Genomic DNA, 17,069 nt, shown 5'->3' on the forward strand with positions numbered 1-17,069 from the left:
TATATTATTGATATTGCGTGAACTATGTGTACTCAAGAACTACGGAAAGAATTCGAAGCCGCGGTCGAAGCCGCGGTCGAAGCCGCGCAGGCGGAAGCCGACTACTACAAAAAATGGCAAGGTCGATTTCGGCGGGCGTCATTTTTTCTGAGGGTATTTTCCGTATCGGCATTTTTGATAGCGACAGTTACAGCGTTTGGGGCGGAAGATAGCGAGAAGCTCAGCTTGGCATTAATGGCAGTAGCAGGGATTCTGGGGATTTGTGACCAAATATTCTTGATTAGTAGCAATTGGCGACGTTACGCCAAAGCTAGGTTAGAAATCGAGTTACTCATAGTGGTCGCCAACATTGAGTGGGCTGAACTGTTGAGCAAAATCACGAGTGAAGATGTCGTTAGCCCTGAACATCGACAAGCAGCATTTCAGCTTTTCAAAAATTTGGTGAAGGACACCAAGGAAATTTCAATTTCGGAAACCAGAGGTTGGGATTCGGAGTTGGAAGCAGCAATGAAGCAACTTAGAGAACTGACCAAATCCAGCAGCGGCTAAGCGGGTTCCAGTGCAAAAGCTTTTCACGATAATTCACCAAAGCTAGAAGAACTCTGTTGGAACAGAATGATCCAATATGAGCGTCTTAGAGAATTGGTAATTATCTATTTTATGGTAAATAGATAATTACGTTCAATATACTGAAATCCTTGAAGAAAGTGGGTGATGACAGACAGGTTAGAGTCAGATTTAGCATAGCTACATCCTTTATTTAACATAATATACATAATGCGCACTGAGAGCCTAATATTTAACAAATGCCCGTTTCCTGATTCGGTATCACTTCATGTGACTGATTTTAGACATTTTTTCCCGATACATTTCACCTGCGCTAACTTGCCTCGTTTCACTCACACTCTGCATACTATTTTACGCAGTTTAACCCTGTTGCCTTCGTGCGTCCGGTTAAATCTGCTTTGCCGATGGTGCGCGCCGTCATTAATCGAAAAAAACATTCAAGCAACGGTTAGTTGTGTGAGGTAAACCAATGTTACTTGATGCGTTCCGCGCGCTTTTCTGGCGTGAATTCAACTCGATACACGATGGCGCGGCCTATTTTCATGTACGACCTGTGACGGTCAAACGCTGGCTGGATGGCTCGACGCCACCCAATCCGATGGCTGAAAAACTGCTGATTATCAAAGCCCGCGGCTACCTGCCGAACGATTTGAACTGGCAAGGCTTTAAAGTCAATGAAGCCCGCGCCGTGATTATTACCCCGGATGGCCGCGAGTTTGCGCCGCGTGAGCTGGAAGCCTTTCCGCTCTGGCGTGACCAGTACCACGCGCTGAAAGACCGCTACGGCCTGATTGAGCGCCCGCCTGTCAAACCTGCCGCCGCGCCTGTCACTGTCTACCGAGGAGGGAAACGTAAGCAGCCCGCGCCGTGGATACCCACGAGGGACAAAATGAAGTGATAAAAAAGCCCGCGATTGCGGGCTTTTTTAGTATCGATTTAATTGGCGTAATGTTGTTGAATTGCCTTTACCCAGTCATTCATCATTTCATCTGTGACTTCGTCTAAGGGCACAACCTGACTACCTTCGTTTATGGGTGTGACCTCCACTGATGAATCCGCGCAATACTCAAAGCTTGCCGTGTAATTCTTCGTCTTATAGTCAAACACATCAACTGCAATTATGTACTTGCCACGTATTTGAGTCATTTCAACAGAAAAAGGGTTCTTATATGTTGCTGTCGAGAATTCAATTTCGCTCACTACCCCTTGGAGTTTTTCCCCGAGAATCTGAGCTTTCTCAGTAAACCCCTTTAAACCTTCAGTAACTTCTAATTTGCTTGCTTTCTGGGTTAGGGCTTTTCTTCGTTGCTCTGTTAGCATTTTCAAGTTTCTCTCTTAGAATCTTATTTAAGTAGTTCAATGGCAGGTGCGATACTGGCACCCAAAATTGAACCAACCAGCGGGTGTTTTAGGAATTGACCTAGTAGAGTCTTGGCTTTCTCTTTCTCTTGCTCATCGGCGTCTGTACTGTTGATTCTTTCAGCTAAATCTGACATGGCATTGGCGATATTTTGGGTGTTATGGTCACCAATCTGAACCGTTGAATTAGGGCCTGTCACGTTGATTACGGGAGCTGGCTTGCTGGCACTGATAGCGTTAGGTCTCTTAAACTTCACATGAATACTTGGTTTAAATTGAGCGTCTAATGTACTGGTATGGTAGTCAGCTTGTGTGACAATGTTTCTTTCTTGCCTCCCGCTAGGTAAGTCTCGTAGGATTGTGTCTCCTTCTTCAATGTCAGCCTCTATATCACTGATTATAATTGACTTTCCAGCGAATTGCGCCGGATATGGACCAATGATAGTGCCGTCGATTTTTTCTACTAACGCATCTTCTGTTTTGAAATGTACATCAAGCATCGGACTTTATAACCTCGTTATATGGGATAACACCTTATATATTGGGTCTTTTGCATATCAATCAACCCTTGTACGCTAATATTCATCAATATTTTCAATCGATTAAAAAAACCGCACTATGGCGGCTTTTTGTTCGAATCTGGCGCTGACTAAAATAGTTTTCGCTGCTTTTTGGCTTTCACGCCTTTCTTACCTGCGGCGCTCAATACCTTTTTCATCCGGGCGCGAAATTTGGCGTCGTTCCTCCACTTGCGAGCGGTGGCCTGACCGCCCTTTTTACCTGCCTGTCTCACGTTCATGGTTAACCTCTCAGTCGTTTCATAGCGAGCGCGCCAATCACCACGACAAACCCTGCCAGCAACATAGTGCGTTCAGACACGTCTATGGTGAATTTCAGCGGCTCCGGGGTGGCGACGTTTACGCCGAACTCTTTGGGAATCATACGACCTCCATCCGGGTTTCAATGACGGTAATACGTCGCTCCATACGCCAAATCAGCAGACCCACCCCAATCAGCACCGGAGAAAGCCCCATTTGATTCAGTTCGATGAGCGTCTGACCCATTACGCCCCCTTGAACTGGTCGCGAACGGTTTCCCAGAAACCAACCGCAAACGGAATCGCCGCGCCAACAAAGCCGCCATAGCTGACACCTGCATCGGTCACGGTCGCGGTGAATAAATTCCCCTGACCGCTTGCCAGTGCTACGCCTGAGCCAATCAGCGCCAGCCCGCGCACCGTGGAGGGTTGTTTCAAACGGCGCTTTAACGCCTCAAGATAGTTAGCCATTAAATGAAATCTCCTGATTAATGAGCGGACGGTAACGGGGCAGCATCGCCCCGCCCCGTTCCCCGAAAAGTTTGGTCAGTGCAGGTTGCCACGGCTCCCAATTCCAAAGCGTTGCCTCAGCTTCTGGGGTTAACCGGTACTCGCTGGTGAGGTAGAAATCACGAATCATCAACGGGCGTAATTCCACCTCATAAGAGCCGTTTTGCCATTGGGTGAACTCAGCGAGCAGTGAGCCCGCCGGGGCGGTGGCGTCGCTCACTGCGTCATTGACCGCACTGACGGCCTTACCTGCCAGTTTTCGCGTGAGGTACCACACCGCCACGCCACCCAAGACGACGAAACCTAAATCGACCAGACGCCGATTAAGCGAGGGCGATAGCTTGAGTGATGAGGTCATCGTCATAAGGCTGCATCCCGTTTTCGTGTTTGATAATGGTTTTCAGCAATAGCGGATAGTGACCCAATCCCAACGGCGCGTCAGGCGAGACACCAAGTCTAGAAGCCACATGATGGATATACGCCTCTGTGTTGTTTTCATGGGATGGCGCCCAGCGGTTGATAATGCCGCGCACCGTGTGAATCTGATGCTTGTGGCGGTAAGTCATCAGCACGCGGTAAAGCGCACGAATCCCCCACTGTGGCGCGTCAAAGATGATGAAACGGCCATCATTGCCGCGATAGCCTTTCCACGGTATGCCGTTGTCTTCGATGTTGCCCGGATTGTGGTTGCGGATGCCTCGCGGCGAACTGGATGATTTAGAGAGCATCAACACCCCCGCCAGTGCCGCCAGAATCAACAGGTGTTGCTGCTTCATCGGCCTTTTCCTTTTCTATGGCGCGTTGATGTTCATCCATCAGCCACGCATAGTGTTTATCAAAATCCGCTTGCGTCAGGGCGCTATTATGGCGGGCGTCGGTGTACTCCACCTCGCCGCGCCCGGTCACTGTATCAAACTGCACTGCCCATTCCCCGCGACGCATTTCAAAGCCGCCATGCGGCCTCATGTCAACGCCTACGCCGTCAACGATGATGAGTTGGTCTTGTGTGATGGCTGTGATTTTCATAGTTTTCTAATCCAAATAACGGCGATTGATTTTTGTCGGGTGTTAATCGCGCTTGATGAACTGGACGCCCCCGCGCCGTGTGCATGGGCATGGGATGAGCCAGCGTTATTGGAATTCAATGGTGATGTTCGTGTTGCAGTTGAAACGACATCAATATTGACATATCCACTCTGAGACAAAGATGAACCGGGTTTTCTGGTGGGTAGCGGGTGAGCATGGCTTGGCATCTGCGCCAAGCTCAGCGTGTGGTTATTCACCCAGACGCTTGTTGTGATATTTGGCGTGACTTCATCTGCGCCAAACTGCTGACCGACGTTGTAAGCACCGCCCGCCCCAACCACGGCGCGGTCGACCATGTCGGCGGCAAGCTCCCACCCGCTCGGAATGTCATCAAGTGTACCGGAGTGGATTTTTACATCCCCCGCTTTCCAACCGCCTGCATTAAGCCGTGGCATCAGTTCAACTCCTCTAGGGTGCGAACGCTTGCTGTTGTCGGGGAAAACCCGAATACCGCCGCTTGCGTGTTGATTTCGAGGCTTTCGCCTGCATCAACACGGATGCCTGTCTCCACATCCAGCCCAGCGCCGCCGATGTAGGTCAACGCATCGCAGAAAATCAGCACACTGCGACGTCCAAGCCTCGCGGGTACAATTTCCCCCGCTTGGTTCGCAGTCAGTGTGGCTTTGCCACTTTGTAAACTTGCCGCGCCAGTCAGAGAGGTTTCTAAACGGTCGTCTACCAGCTTTGCCAGACTGGCAAAAACGGTTAAATCCTGTGGTGTTTGCGATGAAAGGAAGAAACTCTTAAACGGTTTCGGGTGCTCGATGGCCAACCCCTGATAAAGCACAGTTTCCAGTTCGCTGTCATCGTGATACTCAAACCGCACATTGACCGCCCCGGACGCATTCACCACCTTGAAAAATGTCCCGGTGAGGCCGTAAGGCTTCGGGAAGGTGTCAGCATTGATTTTTAGCATGGTCATCAGAACTTACCCCGCAAGGCGACAGCGACACCCACCGCAGCCAAAGACAATGCGACATACTTGGTCATGGTCTGCGTCGTTCCGGCATCACTCGAAAGTGACAGATTTTTCGCCACATCTAACGCCGCATCTGTCGCCCCCTTGGAGGCGGTCAGGGATTGGCCGATGATGTCACGGGATAAATCCCCCATCTCACTGATTGCAAGGCGTGAAACGGCCTCATTGCTTTCGAGAGCGTCAGAGCTTGATTCACTCATGGCTTGCAGTGCTGCCGATACTGCACCGTGGTCGGTCATAGAGGCATTGATGGTGGAATCGGTGACACCACTTAAAATCACGCCATTATTTGCGCCCTGAACCCCTACGCTTGAGTTGAGGTTGGTGGTGTTAGTGGTGTTTTTAGTGAGGTTACTTGAACTGCTTGAGCCGCCCATTGATAGCCATCCTTAACACGTATTCGTTGGAGTCCGGGCGCCACTCGACGAGGCGGAATGGAAAGCCCAACATATTGAGAAAACGCAGTTCACCGCGTCGCTGGGTATGCACCCGGATGGAAATGCAGCCAACCTGCACAGCGGTACGCAAAATATGTGGCGCCACGGCTGCAAGTCGGTGCTTTCCGGTGAACCCGACAACAACCAGTTCGCGCCCTTCCGGGCGGAGACACATCACGGCGCCGTGACAGCCAAAAATAAACTCTTTACCGAGTGCGGTTTGCTCTTTGGCGTCCGTGATGTAATCCCCAAGGCTGAGCGCCAGTGCAGGCGCGGCCACCTCAAAAGGGAGCGGAAACAGGTCAGTTTTTGCGGGTGTAGACATACAGTGCCGCGAGCCCGGTTAACAACAGCGCCCAAGAGGGAATCCCGTTGTTACTGCCGAAATTAATCGCGCCCCCTGTAAAGCCGCTGTTGGTGGTGTGCGTGGTGGTGTTGTGCGCGGCAGAGGGTCCCGCGCTGCCACCTTGCAGCCCACCGCCACCCGTAAGCGAGGTCATCGAGCCAAACATGATGCCCCCTTACTTTTTCAGCAGCAGGACAACAGCACAGACACCCAGCGCGCCAATCATCAGCATTTGATTGCTGACACCCGGCACCAGTGAACCGCGCATCGGTTGCGGGTTAATCTGGCTGGAGTGCTCCGGCTGGCTGGCTACGGGTTGCTGTGAGGCGCCCGTCGCGTCCTGCCCGGCCTGAATGCGTTCATATTCCAGATACGCCCCGGCGGCAGAGCTAAAAAGGTCGCCCGCCTTATCGACAAAGCCACCCCACCATGCATCACCCGAAGGTGCGCTCACGGCGTTAGGGTTCAACGCTCCAATTGCTTGCGCCATGTCGCCCCCTTAGATGCCTTGGTATTGGTCGAGGTACTCGACAACAACATCAACGGCACCCGGATTTGCCAGCGTCGGACGGATACGGAAATCCTGCACGCCTTCCAGTACCAGCGCCTGAGACATATCGCCTTCGAGCATGAAATCGAGCGACATTTTGTCGGACGATTGCGGGTCGCGGGCATAGTCGGTCTGGATTTTGGCCGCGAGTGTCTTGTCCATCTCGAACACACGCAAGCCGTTCATGTCCAGCTCGCAGCGGGTCACGTCCGGGCTGTAGAGATGTACCGACGCAATGCGGGCACCGCGCGGAAGTGGCAAGTTGTCGATTTCCTGCTCGCCAGCGGTGGCAAACGATACCGGGAAGGTTTTCACCTTGGTGATGATACCCAGCGGTGACTGGTTGCCTTTGATGGCGTGTCCGGTCAGTTTTGGCGCGGTCGCATCGTCAGCAATATCAATCAACAGGGTCAGGGTTTGCACGTCCGAGGTGCCGACCGCGAACACTCGCTGCTGCGCCGGGTCATCCATCTCGGGACGGATAAACCAGATAGGTAGACTCGAAGCCGTGGCCGTGCCGCGCTTGTAGTGCTTGTTCAGGGAGTTCAGGCGCTCGCCATCTTTCCACTTCTGCACCACTTTGCCGTTCACTTCCAGACGGATGTTTTTCATCTGGGCCAGCGCCATGCCGGAGAACTCCAGCAACAGCATGTGATACGCCAGACCTAACGGCAGTTCAAGTGTTGCGGTTGCGCCTGCAACGACGTTCGAAAAGGAAGGGAGTTTATGGGTTAAACGCATAAGTCATACCCCCTTATGCGTAAACGATTTTTTTCACGGGCTCAACGCGGTTAGCGACCCACAGGGTAGCCAGTGACACCAGAATGAGCGGCGCGTATTTCTTAATCATGTGAGTTTCTCCAAAGTGACGTCTCACGACGTGAACAGGGACGCTTCACAGCGTGCCAAGGAGTTATTAGTCAATATCATATTGACGCTGTTTTCAAAGGTTTTTTACAACTTTCCGTTACGTTACGGGCGCCCGGACTACGGTCTCCCGTTGGTGGGTCAAATTGCCCTTGGTGACGGATAAATCCGAACGTTTGAACGCCACCCAATCGAGTTTCACCAGTCCGGCCAGTTCGTCCGGGTTGATGTTCATTTCACGGGCGACGCTGACCCGGTCAGCATCACGCCCCAACAACCCGGTGCGGATAACCGCCGCCTGACTGAGTGCGGTTTTATCCGCCTCTGCGGGGCGTTGGGTCACGGCCATCACCTTAATCGCCCGTTTACGGCCACGGCGCAGCAATCGTCCCCATGCAGGCGGTGCTTTGGCCGGGGTGGTGACATCGGCGATTTCTTCTGCCACCGCCACACAGCGCCCCCACGCAAACACCGCATTGCCCCAAAAATCAAAGGCGTCCTGCCCTTCACTGACGAACGCAATTTTTAACCCGCCCGCCGGATAGCGGTAAAGATAATCGAGAAACTGCCGCGCGCTGGTCACACGGACAAAGCCGGGCTGGTCTCCGTATTCGTCATCCGGGTCAAACACGGCCACGCGGGGCGCCTTATCAATGACGCGTTTGACGTGGGACGATTTCCCCGCGCCCGTCGTCCCACAAATGTATTCGTGCTGCGCATCGAGTGAGGTATCAATCCGTTTCCTATTGCTCATGCAGTACCCCTTCTTGTAAGGCGTTGTCAGGATTGTGTACCGCGCTTGCCGTGTCGTCCGGCAGGGCGTCCTGTTGCGTTTCCGGTGGTTTCTCCTTCGGCGGGATACCCATCGCCAGACGTGACCCGGCCACCCCTGCCACCACCAGACCAAAACCCACCGCCGGGTGGTCAAGGTTGGCGTCAGGGAAATAGTGTTGCAAACACACAGTGCCGCTTTCGGCAATGGCGTCCACCTCTTCGGGCTGGATTTTCCAGTTGGGGCAAACCAGCGCAGACAATACCGTGGTTAGCGTAGCAATGGTGCCTTTGAGCACCGGGTCAGCCGCCATCGGCTCAGCGGGCACGGCGTCAAATTCCATGCCCTCGCCCGTGTCGCTTTGTGGCGCGTCAGTGGGTAAAGGTTCGCCGCCGTCGAGTGCGACGGCAGCAGGCGCGAGCAGTTTCAAGTCTGCCCGCACATCGTGCAGTTCGTTGTCCATGTCTCTGTCTCCCGACAGTGAGTTGTGTGATTATCCCCAAAGGGCTTTCATGAAACCCTCTTCCTCTGGGGGCGTTTCTTGGCTGTGCTCAGGCAAAGGAATCATTTGCTTTTTGAGCCAGTTTTGCCCGGCAGGCAGATTGGGCTTAATCATGCCCGCCTCGCCCAAGTAGTAGAGCTTGCCGCGCTTGTCCTCACGCACTTCGGCCATGTCGCCCGCAATCGGGCATTTGATATGTCCTATCGTTTCACGTGGCATTTCATTTCCTTCCATTGCTGAAGTTTTACAATAAGTGTTTCGCGGTGATGTAAATCCCGCTCCCATGACTCAAGCTGCTGACGCCATGTCAGCAGCTTGTTATAAAGCCAGCCCCACACGCCAAACATTGCAACGGCGAGCAGTAAAAAGAGCAGCGCTAGCCACTCTCCCCCGGTCATGAATCATTCTCTATAGTGACAGGCTGGCGCTCATCACTGTTCATGTAAGCGCGGATTTCACGCAGTTCGGTGTTCACTGCCTTCACCCACACCACCATAAGACGAAGCGGTGCCAGAAACCGCCCGTATACCGGGTGGCTGGTCGCCTTCTTCACCTCGTGGTCAATCTCGTTCGTCACAGTCTCCAAATTCTCGTTTTTCGCCATAGCTGTTAAGCTCCAGTTGCACCGGATTCCATCCGGTTTCTTTTAGCCAATTGACGCGCGCCTCATGAATCAACAGCTCATCCCTAAAGGCGGTCAGTTCCCCATTAAATTGTTGTTTGATTTGTTGCTTTAACAGGCGACAGTTCTCAATGTCATCGCTCTGTATGTTCCAACCTCGCGCACCCGTCGCCCAGATGAGGAAGCGGTCAAGGTGCTCGCGGGCGTTTTCCCCATCGAAATGCACAAGCGGATGGTCATCGCTGACCGTGCGCCCACATTCGCGAATTTTGGCGGCGGTGGCATCCATCACCCCGTCTAACTGCGTTAACCTGGCACTGAGTTTCTGCACCCGGTTTTGTATCTGCTCTGGGGTCAGTTTCTTGGATTTCTTCACGATTTGAAGTGCGCGGGCGCTCGCTGCAATTTTCTTTTTGGTCTTACTGCGTAACCGGGTAATCGGCTTTTTCCACTTGCCCAGACGGTGACGGTATTCCGCGATAATCGCGCCCATGCAATCGGCCTCAAAGGTGGCTAGGCATTCCCACCCCGGCGCACGGCTGCACTTTGCGATGCCGTAACGGTTACCACGAATCAAACCCTGCTCGCCGTTGTCGCCTTTGGCGGCATAGCCCACCGCTTTGATGATGTATTTGCCCGCGGCTTTGCCATGTTTGATGCGCTCAAGGTGCGCAAGGCCATGACCCCATAATGATTCAATGCGTTCAGCCCATGCCCGGAAAAGCGGTTTAGGTACCTGCCAGTTAAGCAATACATGCACATGGGGGTTAGGTTCGCCGTCTTCATTGGCCGGGCATTCTGCTACCCATATATAATGAAAATTCCCGTGACGTGGGCGCACTTTCAGTGGCGCGTTTTCCGTTACGTAATGTAATGGGTGGTCGTCTCCGTCGCGTTCCGTTACGTAATGGAAATCAAACCCACGCTGGTAGACCTTTTTCGCCCCATCCAGAAACCGGGAAACCTCGCGGCCGATGGTGGTCTCCGGGCTTTCGTCATCCCCGGCAAACAGTTTCGCCCGCGCCTCTGGCGAAAATGTCAGGGTGAGAAAGGTGGTAAACCCGTTATGTAACGTTGCCACATAGGCGGCAGATTCGAAGATTTTCCCCACGGCCTTCGGTGTCAGGCGCTCAGTGAAGCGGGCACCCGTTGTTGGGGCTGGCGCATCCTGCGGGCGCGGTTGTACGAATATCCCGGCGCGGTATTTACCCGACCACGGCTGATGCATGATGCGAAATGCCCGGTTACGCTCGGATTGACGGTGCGCGTTGTGGTGGCTGTAGTCGTCGTGGTGGGTTCGTGGGGTTTGGTCTGCAAACCGGATACCCACCTCGCCGCCGTCCGCTCTGTGTTGCAAAAGCTTTGCCTGATTGGCTATCAGGGTGCGTCGCTGCGCTTCTTTCGTCCGTGTCGGACTTTCGCACCCTTGGACTAGCCTAGTGCCCCCGTCGCTTTGCTCCGCCCCTGCGGGGGGCTGGTTTGGGCGTTCGGTATCGCGCACTTTCATCCAGTGGTTAAAGTCCGCATGACGCAGTTTTTGCGCTTGGCTTTCTAACCACGCTTTCGGGGTTTCCCCTGTTACCGGGCTTTCAAGTCGGGACAAAAGCAGGTCGCCGGGGATAGCTGCCCCGGCGATATATTGAATGTCTTTTTGTGTCAGTGTCGGGAGCGTCTTATCCATCACTGTCACCAGTGACGCCACGCTCTAGCGATACATACCGCCCGGACTTGGTGTCCCTCATTGAGTTGATAGAAAGGTGGCGATATTCGCAACATAAATCCGCCGCGCTTTTGAATTCAGGAATCACTTGAATCGGTAGCCATAGCGTAACCTTCTCCAAGCCTTCCGCGCGTTTTGCTGCTTCATAACGGGCATTGCGTGAAAGCTTCCGGGGGCTGTTGCCCCCATCCGCCTTGACGCTTAGGGATTCATTCATGCCACCCCTCCTAAACGACGCGCTTGCATCATTCGTTTGGCGGCACGTTGAAAACGGTCGGAGTAACGAAGGTCAGGACAACCTTGCTTGCGGTTTGGGTCTTTTTTTAGACCGAGGTCGTTACGGATTTTATCAATCCAATACTGATGATTAACTTGTTCCATGTCTGCATCCCCATGCATTAGCGTCAATATTTAGCTTTACATCTCGCACCAATTGACGTCAATACGGGTATAGACTGTGGTATCCGACAAAATGTCGAGCTAAGATTTAACAAATAGCGTCAAGGCGAGGGTGACAAGTGGAATACTTAAATAAACTTTTGGACGATGTAAAAGACAGGTACAACATACCTTCAGACTATGCGTTAGCTCAGAAGTTAGAGGTTCCGCGCGCTACGGTTAGTAGATGGCGTCAAAATAAGAATTGTGCCGAGTGGGATGTCATCTTCAAATTGGCGGATTTACTGCAACTGGATGATCAAAATGTCGTCTATAACATCCTTGCCGAAAAGACCAACAATCCCCGTGTAATCAAAGCCTTAGAGTGTGGTCGCCCTGCCTAAAATCTATTTGCCCTTTTATACATAATGCGCACTAAAATATTTAGATTTAACACTCAATATCGCTATAGATTGAGCTTCAGTTTGCTCATATCAAATCATGATTGTCAGCTTTCTATGTTACTTCTGGTTGGCATCATTCTGACAAAATTGAATCTATGTTTCCTCTAACGTCTTTCTGTTTTCATCTTGCAGCCAAGCCTCAAAGCCGAAAAGCTACTCCTCATCAAAGCGCGCATCTATCTGCCGAACGACTTCAACTGGCAAGGCTTCAAAATCGATCAAGACCGCGCCATTCTTATCACTCCGTCAGGTGCGGTGTTCCATCCCAGAGAGCTTGAAGCCTTTCCTATATAGCGAAAGTATTTTGCGCTGGTTCGCCGCCATGGACACGTCCCGGATGCGCCATAGCATCTCCCAAACCGCCAGTAACCGAATACCGATGAACAGGCTGCGCCACCCAGTGCCTATTGAGATTGCAAGCGTTTCCAGTATATCCACCCTAATTTCTTTCCATTTAAACGACAGATAACACACGATTGAGCGAAATCCAAACGTATCAATCACCACCGCTGCCACTACATACCAGTAATACTTGGGGACAGCCTTCAATGCGGTAAAACCTGCTTCCACATACGGCGCATAATCCGGAAGAAACGACAGCATCAAGGGCACAAAGATCACCAGTAAAATGAATTCATCTTTCATACCGCTTTTATAGGCATTACCCCAGCCAAACGTGCAAATACACTTCCAACCCACTGCGCTATTTGCTTCATTTTTCGTTACACACTTTGTTACAGCACTAAGCACAAAGGTAATGGAAACCATAATCGAACACTGTATTATTGTCGGAGAATATTCACATTCGTATGGAGTGATTCGGCATTTGCCAAGGAAGTGAACAAGGATCGTTGATCAAGGAAGTCTTAAATACGGCAATAAAAAGGCTTTAATATGAACAAAATGACTATCGCACTGGTTGTCGCTTTATCCGCACCCTCTTTTGCGTCTGAGACATCAGACAATACTTACCTTTTCGGCGGATACAAAGGTGGTGACCGCAGCGGTTTTAACCTGGGGGCTGGATATCAATTCAATAATAATCTGGCTATCGAAGCATCATATGCATATGGTGGGGATGAAAGTTTCTATGAGTTTGAAGGAAACAATGGCACCTATCGAACCAAAATTAATGTTACCTATCATTCCACCCACCTTGATGCGGTATGGCGTAAAGATATCAATACCTACTTCATTCCATACGTCAAAACCGGTATTGCATACAATACCGGTAAAATGGATTTAAGCAGTACTTTTAGTCGGGGCCTCACCTCATCTCAGGATTCAGAGTTCAGGCCTCATCTGGCTGTGGGCACAGAACTTCAGATTCCGTCTGAAAGCCGAGTGTTTGCAAGGATGGAATACAATACCTATATGATGTCCAGCCCATCCAGTGATGCTTGGTGGGGGTAAATGTGGGGTATCGTTTTAGCTGACACTGGCGTAATACTGCAAGCATTAAAGAGTCCTGCTTGGGGCTCTTCTTTTATCTAGCTACTCTAACTTTCGGCCCAAAAATAAAACCCCCTTTCGGGGGCCTTTTCTTACGAGTTGTGTCTACTCATACTTTAAATTTGTTTAACTCATTTTCTTGCTGACCGGCTAAATCAGAAATCGCTACACAAAGTGTTTCTTGTTCTTTCGCCCGCTGTGACAGAGTTTCACTGATGTCACGAATGTTATCGGTGTTCTGCTGGATATCATTGGCGGTATCCCGTTGCTTAAATGAAGACTCTGAGATCTCATTGATCAGCTCGTTGATACGGTAAATGTGATTGTGAACGTCAGTGAGAGCAGAATTTGCTCCGAGCACCACTTCCTGTGTACTTGATGCAGTGTTGCGGCTCTTGATAATGACGCTTTCCGCTTCACCTACACCAGCTTGTAGCTGGGCAATCATATTTTTGATTTCTTCTGTAGAGGTTTGCGTGCGAGATGCGAGTGCGCGTACCTCGTCGGCGACGACGGCGAACCCCCTACCCATTTCTCCAGCACGCGCCGCCTCAATGGCAGCATTCAATGCCAGTAGGTTGGTTTGTTCGGCAATGTCAGTGATCACGGTAAGAATAGACTCAATGTTGGCGCTGTATTTAGCCAGTTCATTCACTTTAGATACTGCCGTTTCCATCTCTCCCATCAGTAAGTCGATCGAGGTTTTCGTTTTCTCTACAGAGTCACCGCCTTTGTTGGTGGCTTCGGTGCTCTCTGCAACCACTTCAGCGGCATTGCGCGCCCGTTCAGCAACGTCATTTGAAATATCTGTCATCTCATGGATGGCGTCAGACACCAGACTGATTTCTTTGAGTTGGTGTTCAGCACCTTCAGCCGCATTTTTGGCAGATGATACTGTCTGGCGGACGTTGTCAGATACTTGGTCTGATGTTCCTTTAATGCTTTTTACCAGCGTTTGAAGATAATCAATAAAACCGTCAAACTCTTTAGAAACACCGCCGAATTCATCGTTACTTTTAATAGCAAGGCGTTTTGTCAGGTCGCCGTCACCACTGTTGATCTCTTCAAGGCTTTCACGCAAGTTGACAAGAGGTCTAAGCTGGCGCGAGGTCACCATACTCAATAGCAGCCCAATCAAAATAGCGCAAACCGCAGTAGTTATCATGGAGGCAAAGCCGAACTCCTCACTGTGAGCCATGAGAGTTTGTTCGTCGAGCACAACACCTATTAGCCAGTTGCTGCCAGTAAGCTTATCCAATTTATGGAATACAGTGAGTGCTGAACCGTTATCTGTTTCAACTTTCTGAAACGCTTCATCAAGTACTGGCAGGGTGTCGCCTTTGTAGAGCTTACTGATTTTCAGACCATTAAGATCGCCATTCGGGTGGCTGATAATGGTACCGTCATCACTCAATAGAAAGGCATAACCTGTGTTATTGAAATTAAGTGTGTTAAGTGCTTTTGACACAGTGTCTAAGCTTAGGTCACCGCCGAAGGCTCCTTTCGAAACACCATTGTCATAAAGATTTGCAACAGCTGAGATGAGAATTTCTTTGGTTGCAGCATCCGCATAAGGGTCGGTGAGCCTTGCAGAACTGTTCTTTTTAGCGAAAGGATACCAAGGACGTTTTCGAGCATCCCAGCCTTCAGGATTCCAACTTGGGTCATTGGTGATACGTTTCCCGTCGGTATCGAGCCCTCCAAATATCAGGATGAACTCTTCTTTAAGTATCGGAAGGTCGAAGGTAGTTTGAATAGTCTCTGCACTAAAGTCGGCATTGATGTTCTCAGCCATCATATCAATGAGGGCAAGTTTACCGTTTAGCCAGTTGGTTATTTGCTCCCCCATGGCTGCAGTGGTCTCAAGGGTGTTTCGTTTTGACATGTCCAGCTCTTCTTGTTTCACGTTCTGGTATTGAAACCAGGAAAGCGCAGAGAGCACTCCGATAACAACTGTTGTAGAAAGTAAAGCAACACGATAAGAAACTTTCATTAGCGATACCCGCACTTGATTTGTAGTAAACTGATTCGATAGATCAATTTTTATTGGTATCACTTAATGAAGCAGACGATGTAATCTCAATCCAGAGCTTATTAATGATTATTGAGTGCTTTGTAATTAAATTGAGCTTTTTTTGTCAGAAAATTTTACATATCATTATTCACTCAAACTTTAAGTGTGTAAATAAACAAACAAATAAAAATTAACCGTCTATTTTTATAGACCTTTCATTCTCACCGACACTTTCACGCCGCGATATTCGACCTGCTCTATTTCTTCAAACCCAATCCGACTATATAAACCACCATCTAACTGCTCAGTTTGAAGATGAAGTTTTTCAATGCCTAAGGTCCTCGCCAATCGTTCTAACTCTCCGACCATCTTCGACGCAACCTTCTTGCCACGATGCGCTTTTTCTACATAGACGCCACCGACCCAATGTTCCTTGTCGGTGTAGATGCTCATTTCGTGATAACAGAGGTAGGAACAACCGAGGATCTCATCACCTTCAACGGCATAGATCATCAGTGGCAGTTTGTCTCTGTTGAGGTATTCGCTCAGCTTGGCTTGGTTGCGCTCTATCGTGGCCTCGGGATTCAGGTGCCCCCATTCATTGAGAAACCACTGAGCAACGGTAGGAAGTGTTTCTGGCTTATCTGCAAGGAAGATGAATTTCATGATTTGGCCTTTTCCAGAAGGTTCTTGGTTTTTAACCAAGAATACAGACCATAGAAGATACCGCCTAATGGAAATGCCCAAAGCGAGAAAGAGAGCGCTTCTATGAAGCCTTTTCCGGTAAAAAGCGGCGTAATGGCGGCATAAAAAATCGCGGTAGGAATTCCCCACAGCAACACACCGTAAACCAGTATGTGTTTGGACATCCCCATCGCGATCTTTTGTTCTAGTTTCTTGAGGTCTTCTGGATTCGTCACTGTCGGCTCGTATGCGTGATAGTTAAGTCATGCGTTGTTTATGCCTTGGTGACTTGCTCCTGCAAAGTTACCGCAATGATTGTTGCGAGTTCAGTCGCAGGCGTTTTGGTGCTGTCGAGTTTGAGATCATATTTCAGATGATGTGGTGATGTGTAGAAGCCATGCCTCACTTCATCTAACGTTCTATCTCCTCGGTCAAATGTGCGTCTCTCTAACTCTGGAAGTTCGCAGACAAGACCAACATATAAACGCTCATGGCGCTCGAAAGCCAGATCCATTTTCAGTGCTCGCTGTGGCGTTGAAATCACAGCATCAAAAATGACTTTGTTACCCGCTTCCAGCAAGGCATTCACACAAGAGAATGCCCCGTTCGTCAGGGTATTTGAGTCCAGTGAACGCCAGTCGTTTTCCTGATTGCAGCGCTGAAGCACTGACGGTGGAAGCGCATAGACTAATGTGTCGATAGAAAAATACAGCCAGTTTTCTGGAAGAAACTGCTCCTGGAGAGCTTTCGCCAGCGTGGTTTTACCCGCTCCAGAGGCGCCATCGAGAACGATTAAATTTGGGCTCATAAAGAAAATTGCCTCTTTGTTGTTTTTGTTGGCGACATCATTCTTGTTATGTGAATCTGAGGGAAGTTTTTCCGGTTTATGTGGAAGAAAAATGCGATCCATACGCACTCTGTTTCAATGATGAACCACACATTT

General features: G+C 50.3%; 32 protein-coding genes and 1 pseudogene. 5 read left to right on the top strand and 28 right to left on the bottom strand.

From position 1 onward, the window contains the following. Positions 1-24: 24 nt before the first annotated feature. Together VP504_RS02095 and VP504_RS02100 are read left to right on the top strand one after the other, a co-directional pair. On the top strand, positions 25-549 hold the full coding sequence (locus VP504_RS02095; protein ID WP_325892719.1) for an SLATT domain-containing protein: 525 nt from the start codon (positions 25-27) through the stop codon (positions 547-549). 487 nt (positions 550-1,036) lie between these two features. Beyond that, positions 1,037-1,465: a phage protein gene (locus VP504_RS02100; RefSeq protein ID WP_325892720.1), complete on the top strand. Its 429-nt coding sequence runs from the start codon at positions 1,037-1,039 to the stop codon at positions 1,463-1,465. A gap of 38 nt (positions 1,466-1,503) precedes the next feature. Here VP504_RS02100 and VP504_RS02105 read toward each other — a convergent pair whose 3' ends face one another. The 23 genes from VP504_RS02105 to VP504_RS02215 form a co-directional block, all read right to left on the bottom strand. Then, the gene (locus VP504_RS02105; RefSeq protein ID WP_325892721.1) at positions 1,504-1,893 is read right to left on the bottom strand and encodes a hypothetical protein; all 390 of its coding nucleotides are present in this window, start codon (positions 1,891-1,893) and stop codon (positions 1,504-1,506) included. A 17-nt stretch (positions 1,894-1,910) separates the two neighbouring features. Beyond that, positions 1,911-2,426 carry a hypothetical protein gene (locus VP504_RS02110; protein ID WP_325892722.1) on the bottom strand — a complete coding sequence of 172 codons (516 nt, stop codon included), beginning with the start codon at positions 2,424-2,426 and terminating at the stop codon, positions 1,911-1,913. A gap of 301 nt (positions 2,427-2,727) precedes the next feature. After that, complete coding sequence (locus VP504_RS02115) at positions 2,728-2,868, bottom strand: hypothetical protein (protein ID WP_325892723.1); 141 nt, start codon at positions 2,866-2,868, stop codon at positions 2,728-2,730. Then, on the bottom strand, positions 2,865-2,990 hold the full coding sequence (locus VP504_RS02120; RefSeq protein WP_325892725.1) for a hypothetical protein: 126 nt from the start codon (positions 2,988-2,990) through the stop codon (positions 2,865-2,867). Before VP504_RS02120 ends, VP504_RS02115 begins: the two co-directional genes overlap by 4 nt. Beyond that, positions 2,990-3,214, bottom strand: coding sequence for a hypothetical protein (locus tag VP504_RS02125; protein WP_325892727.1), 225 nt, complete (start codon positions 3,212-3,214; stop codon positions 2,990-2,992). The genes VP504_RS02120 and VP504_RS02125 overlap by 1 nt, the downstream gene beginning before the upstream one ends. Further along, the gene (locus VP504_RS02130; RefSeq protein ID WP_325892728.1) at positions 3,207-3,530 is read right to left on the bottom strand and encodes a hypothetical protein; all 324 of its coding nucleotides are present in this window, start codon (positions 3,528-3,530) and stop codon (positions 3,207-3,209) included. Before VP504_RS02130 ends, VP504_RS02125 begins: the two co-directional genes overlap by 8 nt. Positions 3,531-3,576: 46 nt before the next feature. Next, the gene (locus VP504_RS02135) at positions 3,577-4,029 is read right to left on the bottom strand and encodes a structural protein (protein WP_325892730.1); all 453 of its coding nucleotides are present in this window, start codon (positions 4,027-4,029) and stop codon (positions 3,577-3,579) included. Continuing rightward, the gene (locus VP504_RS02140) at positions 3,971-4,279 is read right to left on the bottom strand and encodes a hypothetical protein (protein ID WP_325892732.1); all 309 of its coding nucleotides are present in this window, start codon (positions 4,277-4,279) and stop codon (positions 3,971-3,973) included. Before VP504_RS02140 ends, VP504_RS02135 begins: the two co-directional genes overlap by 59 nt. Next, the gene (locus VP504_RS02145; protein ID WP_325892733.1) at positions 4,276-4,734 is read right to left on the bottom strand and encodes a hypothetical protein; all 459 of its coding nucleotides are present in this window, start codon (positions 4,732-4,734) and stop codon (positions 4,276-4,278) included. Before VP504_RS02145 ends, VP504_RS02140 begins: the two co-directional genes overlap by 4 nt. Next, positions 4,734-5,261: a hypothetical protein gene (locus VP504_RS02150; RefSeq protein WP_325892734.1), complete on the bottom strand. Its 528-nt coding sequence runs from the start codon at positions 5,259-5,261 to the stop codon at positions 4,734-4,736. Before VP504_RS02150 ends, VP504_RS02145 begins: the two co-directional genes overlap by 1 nt. Then, positions 5,261-5,695, bottom strand: a complete 435-nt coding sequence (locus VP504_RS02155; RefSeq protein ID WP_325892735.1) for a hypothetical protein — start codon at positions 5,693-5,695, stop codon at positions 5,261-5,263. The genes VP504_RS02150 and VP504_RS02155 overlap by 1 nt, the downstream gene beginning before the upstream one ends. Next, positions 5,670-6,080 carry a hypothetical protein gene (locus VP504_RS02160; RefSeq protein WP_325892736.1) on the bottom strand — a complete coding sequence of 137 codons (411 nt, stop codon included), beginning with the start codon at positions 6,078-6,080 and terminating at the stop codon, positions 5,670-5,672. The genes VP504_RS02155 and VP504_RS02160 overlap by 26 nt, the downstream gene beginning before the upstream one ends. Then, the gene (locus VP504_RS02165; protein ID WP_062706419.1) at positions 6,058-6,267 is read right to left on the bottom strand and encodes a hypothetical protein; all 210 of its coding nucleotides are present in this window, start codon (positions 6,265-6,267) and stop codon (positions 6,058-6,060) included. The genes VP504_RS02160 and VP504_RS02165 overlap by 23 nt, the downstream gene beginning before the upstream one ends. A gap of 9 nt (positions 6,268-6,276) precedes the next feature. Then, positions 6,277-6,591, bottom strand: a complete 315-nt coding sequence (locus tag VP504_RS02170; RefSeq protein WP_062706421.1) for a hypothetical protein — start codon at positions 6,589-6,591, stop codon at positions 6,277-6,279. 9 nt (positions 6,592-6,600) lie between these two features. After that, entirely contained in the window at positions 6,601-7,392 is a 792-nt protein-coding gene (locus VP504_RS02175) for a major capsid protein P2 (RefSeq protein ID WP_325892737.1), read from the bottom strand. A gap of 226 nt (positions 7,393-7,618) precedes the next feature. Then, positions 7,619-8,272 (bottom strand): hypothetical protein, encoded by a 654-nt coding sequence (locus VP504_RS02180; RefSeq protein ID WP_325892738.1) that lies wholly within the window; start codon positions 8,270-8,272, stop codon positions 7,619-7,621. After that, complete coding sequence (locus VP504_RS02185) at positions 8,262-8,753, bottom strand: hypothetical protein (RefSeq protein ID WP_325892739.1); 492 nt, start codon at positions 8,751-8,753, stop codon at positions 8,262-8,264. Before VP504_RS02185 ends, VP504_RS02180 begins: the two co-directional genes overlap by 11 nt. Before the next feature lie 30 nt (positions 8,754-8,783). After that, entirely contained in the window at positions 8,784-9,011 is a 228-nt protein-coding gene (locus tag VP504_RS02190; protein ID WP_325892740.1) for a hypothetical protein, read from the bottom strand. Continuing rightward, positions 8,993-9,190: a hypothetical protein gene (locus VP504_RS02195; protein ID WP_325892742.1), complete on the bottom strand. Its 198-nt coding sequence runs from the start codon at positions 9,188-9,190 to the stop codon at positions 8,993-8,995. Before VP504_RS02195 ends, VP504_RS02190 begins: the two co-directional genes overlap by 19 nt. Then, positions 9,187-9,369 carry a hypothetical protein gene (locus tag VP504_RS02200; protein ID WP_325892743.1) on the bottom strand — a complete coding sequence of 61 codons (183 nt, stop codon included), beginning with the start codon at positions 9,367-9,369 and terminating at the stop codon, positions 9,187-9,189. Before VP504_RS02200 ends, VP504_RS02195 begins: the two co-directional genes overlap by 4 nt. Further along, a complete protein-coding gene (locus VP504_RS02205) occupies positions 9,353-11,095 on the bottom strand; it encodes a rolling circle replication-associated protein (protein ID WP_325892744.1) in 1,743 nt (580 codons plus the stop codon). Before VP504_RS02205 ends, VP504_RS02200 begins: the two co-directional genes overlap by 17 nt. Beyond that, positions 11,088-11,351: a hypothetical protein gene (locus VP504_RS02210; RefSeq protein WP_325892745.1), complete on the bottom strand. Its 264-nt coding sequence runs from the start codon at positions 11,349-11,351 to the stop codon at positions 11,088-11,090. The genes VP504_RS02205 and VP504_RS02210 overlap by 8 nt, the downstream gene beginning before the upstream one ends. Next, entirely contained in the window at positions 11,348-11,515 is a 168-nt protein-coding gene (locus tag VP504_RS02215) for a hypothetical protein (RefSeq protein ID WP_325892746.1), read from the bottom strand. The genes VP504_RS02210 and VP504_RS02215 overlap by 4 nt, the downstream gene beginning before the upstream one ends. Before the next feature lie 137 nt (positions 11,516-11,652). Between VP504_RS02215 and VP504_RS02220 the strand changes: the two genes are divergently transcribed. Then, positions 11,653-11,916, top strand: a complete 264-nt coding sequence (locus VP504_RS02220) for a helix-turn-helix domain-containing protein (RefSeq protein ID WP_062706439.1) — start codon at positions 11,653-11,655, stop codon at positions 11,914-11,916. A 186-nt stretch (positions 11,917-12,102) separates the two neighbouring features. Next, positions 12,103-12,270: a DUF3653 domain-containing protein gene (locus VP504_RS02225; RefSeq protein ID WP_325892747.1), complete on the top strand. Its 168-nt coding sequence runs from the start codon at positions 12,103-12,105 to the stop codon at positions 12,268-12,270. Positions 12,271-12,438: 168 nt separating this feature from the next. Here VP504_RS02225 and VP504_RS02230 read toward each other — a convergent pair. After that, positions 12,439-12,624 (bottom strand): annotated as a pseudogene (locus tag VP504_RS02230) (hypothetical protein); the annotation flags it as partial. 246 nt (positions 12,625-12,870) lie between these two features. On the opposite strand from VP504_RS02230, the gene VP504_RS02235 reads away from it, so the two are divergent. Then, entirely contained in the window at positions 12,871-13,389 is a 519-nt protein-coding gene (locus VP504_RS02235; RefSeq protein ID WP_325892748.1) for an outer membrane beta-barrel protein, read from the top strand. A 148-nt stretch (positions 13,390-13,537) separates the two neighbouring features. Here the strand turns inward: VP504_RS02235 and VP504_RS02240 are convergent, their stop codons facing one another. The 4 genes from VP504_RS02240 to VP504_RS02255 all read right to left on the bottom strand — a co-directional run bounded on the left by VP504_RS02240 (position 13,538) and on the right by VP504_RS02255 (position 17,036). Beyond that, complete coding sequence (locus VP504_RS02240; RefSeq protein WP_325892749.1) at positions 13,538-15,421, bottom strand: methyl-accepting chemotaxis protein; 1,884 nt, start codon at positions 15,419-15,421, stop codon at positions 13,538-13,540. Positions 15,422-15,646: 225 nt separating this feature from the next. Continuing rightward, positions 15,647-16,108 carry a GNAT family N-acetyltransferase gene (locus VP504_RS02245; RefSeq protein WP_325892750.1) on the bottom strand — a complete coding sequence of 154 codons (462 nt, stop codon included), beginning with the start codon at positions 16,106-16,108 and terminating at the stop codon, positions 15,647-15,649. Continuing rightward, on the bottom strand, positions 16,105-16,362 hold the full coding sequence (locus VP504_RS02250; protein ID WP_325892751.1) for a hypothetical protein: 258 nt from the start codon (positions 16,360-16,362) through the stop codon (positions 16,105-16,107). The genes VP504_RS02245 and VP504_RS02250 overlap by 4 nt, the downstream gene beginning before the upstream one ends. A 38-nt stretch (positions 16,363-16,400) precedes the next feature. Continuing rightward, positions 16,401-17,036 (bottom strand): phosphotransferase-like protein, encoded by a 636-nt coding sequence (locus VP504_RS02255; protein WP_325892752.1) that lies wholly within the window; start codon positions 17,034-17,036, stop codon positions 16,401-16,403. Between the last annotated feature and the right edge of the window lie 33 nt (positions 17,037-17,069).

This window comes from Grimontia sp. NTOU-MAR1, from assembly GCF_035758505.1.
Lineage (GTDB): Bacteria > Pseudomonadota > Gammaproteobacteria > Enterobacterales > Vibrionaceae > Enterovibrio > Enterovibrio marinus.

Coding starts and splice junctions, on each gene's coding strand:
- VP504_RS02145 (WP_325892733.1), bottom strand. CDS start 4,734: ATGCCACGGCTTAATGCAGGCGGTTGGAAAGCGGGGGATGTAAAAATC.
- VP504_RS02150 (WP_325892734.1), bottom strand. CDS start 5,261: ATGACCATGCTAAAAATCAATGCTGACACCTTCCCGAAGCCTTACGGC.
- VP504_RS02185 (WP_325892739.1), bottom strand. CDS start 8,753: ATGGACAACGAACTGCACGATGTGCGGGCAGACTTGAAACTGCTCGCG.
- VP504_RS02235 (WP_325892748.1), top strand. CDS start 12,871: ATGAACAAAATGACTATCGCACTGGTTGTCGCTTTATCCGCACCCTCT.
- VP504_RS02215 (WP_325892746.1), bottom strand. CDS start 11,515: ATGGAACAAGTTAATCATCAGTATTGGATTGATAAAATCCGTAACGAC.
- VP504_RS02115 (WP_325892723.1), bottom strand. CDS start 2,868: ATGATTCCCAAAGAGTTCGGCGTAAACGTCGCCACCCCGGAGCCGCTG.
- VP504_RS02140 (WP_325892732.1), bottom strand. CDS start 4,279: ATGAAAATCACAGCCATCACACAAGACCAACTCATCATCGTTGACGGC.
- VP504_RS02180 (WP_325892738.1), bottom strand. CDS start 8,272: ATGAGCAATAGGAAACGGATTGATACCTCACTCGATGCGCAGCACGAA.
- VP504_RS02125 (WP_325892727.1), bottom strand. CDS start 3,214: ATGGCTAACTATCTTGAGGCGTTAAAGCGCCGTTTGAAACAACCCTCC.
- VP504_RS02175 (WP_325892737.1), bottom strand. CDS start 7,392: ATGCGTTTAACCCATAAACTCCCTTCCTTTTCGAACGTCGTTGCAGGC.
- VP504_RS02120 (WP_325892725.1), bottom strand. CDS start 2,990: ATGGGTCAGACGCTCATCGAACTGAATCAAATGGGGCTTTCTCCGGTG.
- VP504_RS02210 (WP_325892745.1), bottom strand. CDS start 11,351: ATGAATGAATCCCTAAGCGTCAAGGCGGATGGGGGCAACAGCCCCCGG.
- VP504_RS02205 (WP_325892744.1), bottom strand. CDS start 11,095: ATGGATAAGACGCTCCCGACACTGACACAAAAAGACATTCAATATATC.
- VP504_RS02170 (WP_062706421.1), bottom strand. CDS start 6,591: ATGGCGCAAGCAATTGGAGCGTTGAACCCTAACGCCGTGAGCGCACCT.
- VP504_RS02155 (WP_325892735.1), bottom strand. CDS start 5,695: ATGGGCGGCTCAAGCAGTTCAAGTAACCTCACTAAAAACACCACTAAC.
- VP504_RS02165 (WP_062706419.1), bottom strand. CDS start 6,267: ATGTTTGGCTCGATGACCTCGCTTACGGGTGGCGGTGGGCTGCAAGGT.
- VP504_RS02095 (WP_325892719.1), top strand. CDS start 25: ATGTGTACTCAAGAACTACGGAAAGAATTCGAAGCCGCGGTCGAAGCC.
- VP504_RS02135 (WP_325892730.1), bottom strand. CDS start 4,029: ATGAAGCAGCAACACCTGTTGATTCTGGCGGCACTGGCGGGGGTGTTG.
- VP504_RS02190 (WP_325892740.1), bottom strand. CDS start 9,011: ATGCCACGTGAAACGATAGGACATATCAAATGCCCGATTGCGGGCGAC.
- VP504_RS02245 (WP_325892750.1), bottom strand. CDS start 16,108: ATGAAATTCATCTTCCTTGCAGATAAGCCAGAAACACTTCCTACCGTT.
- VP504_RS02100 (WP_325892720.1), top strand. CDS start 1,037: ATGTTACTTGATGCGTTCCGCGCGCTTTTCTGGCGTGAATTCAACTCG.
- VP504_RS02240 (WP_325892749.1), bottom strand. CDS start 15,421: ATGAAAGTTTCTTATCGTGTTGCTTTACTTTCTACAACAGTTGTTATC.
- VP504_RS02160 (WP_325892736.1), bottom strand. CDS start 6,080: ATGTCTACACCCGCAAAAACTGACCTGTTTCCGCTCCCTTTTGAGGTG.
- VP504_RS02195 (WP_325892742.1), bottom strand. CDS start 9,190: ATGACCGGGGGAGAGTGGCTAGCGCTGCTCTTTTTACTGCTCGCCGTT.
- VP504_RS02110 (WP_325892722.1), bottom strand. CDS start 2,426: ATGCTTGATGTACATTTCAAAACAGAAGATGCGTTAGTAGAAAAAATC.
- VP504_RS02255 (WP_325892752.1), bottom strand. CDS start 17,036: ATGGATCGCATTTTTCTTCCACATAAACCGGAAAAACTTCCCTCAGAT.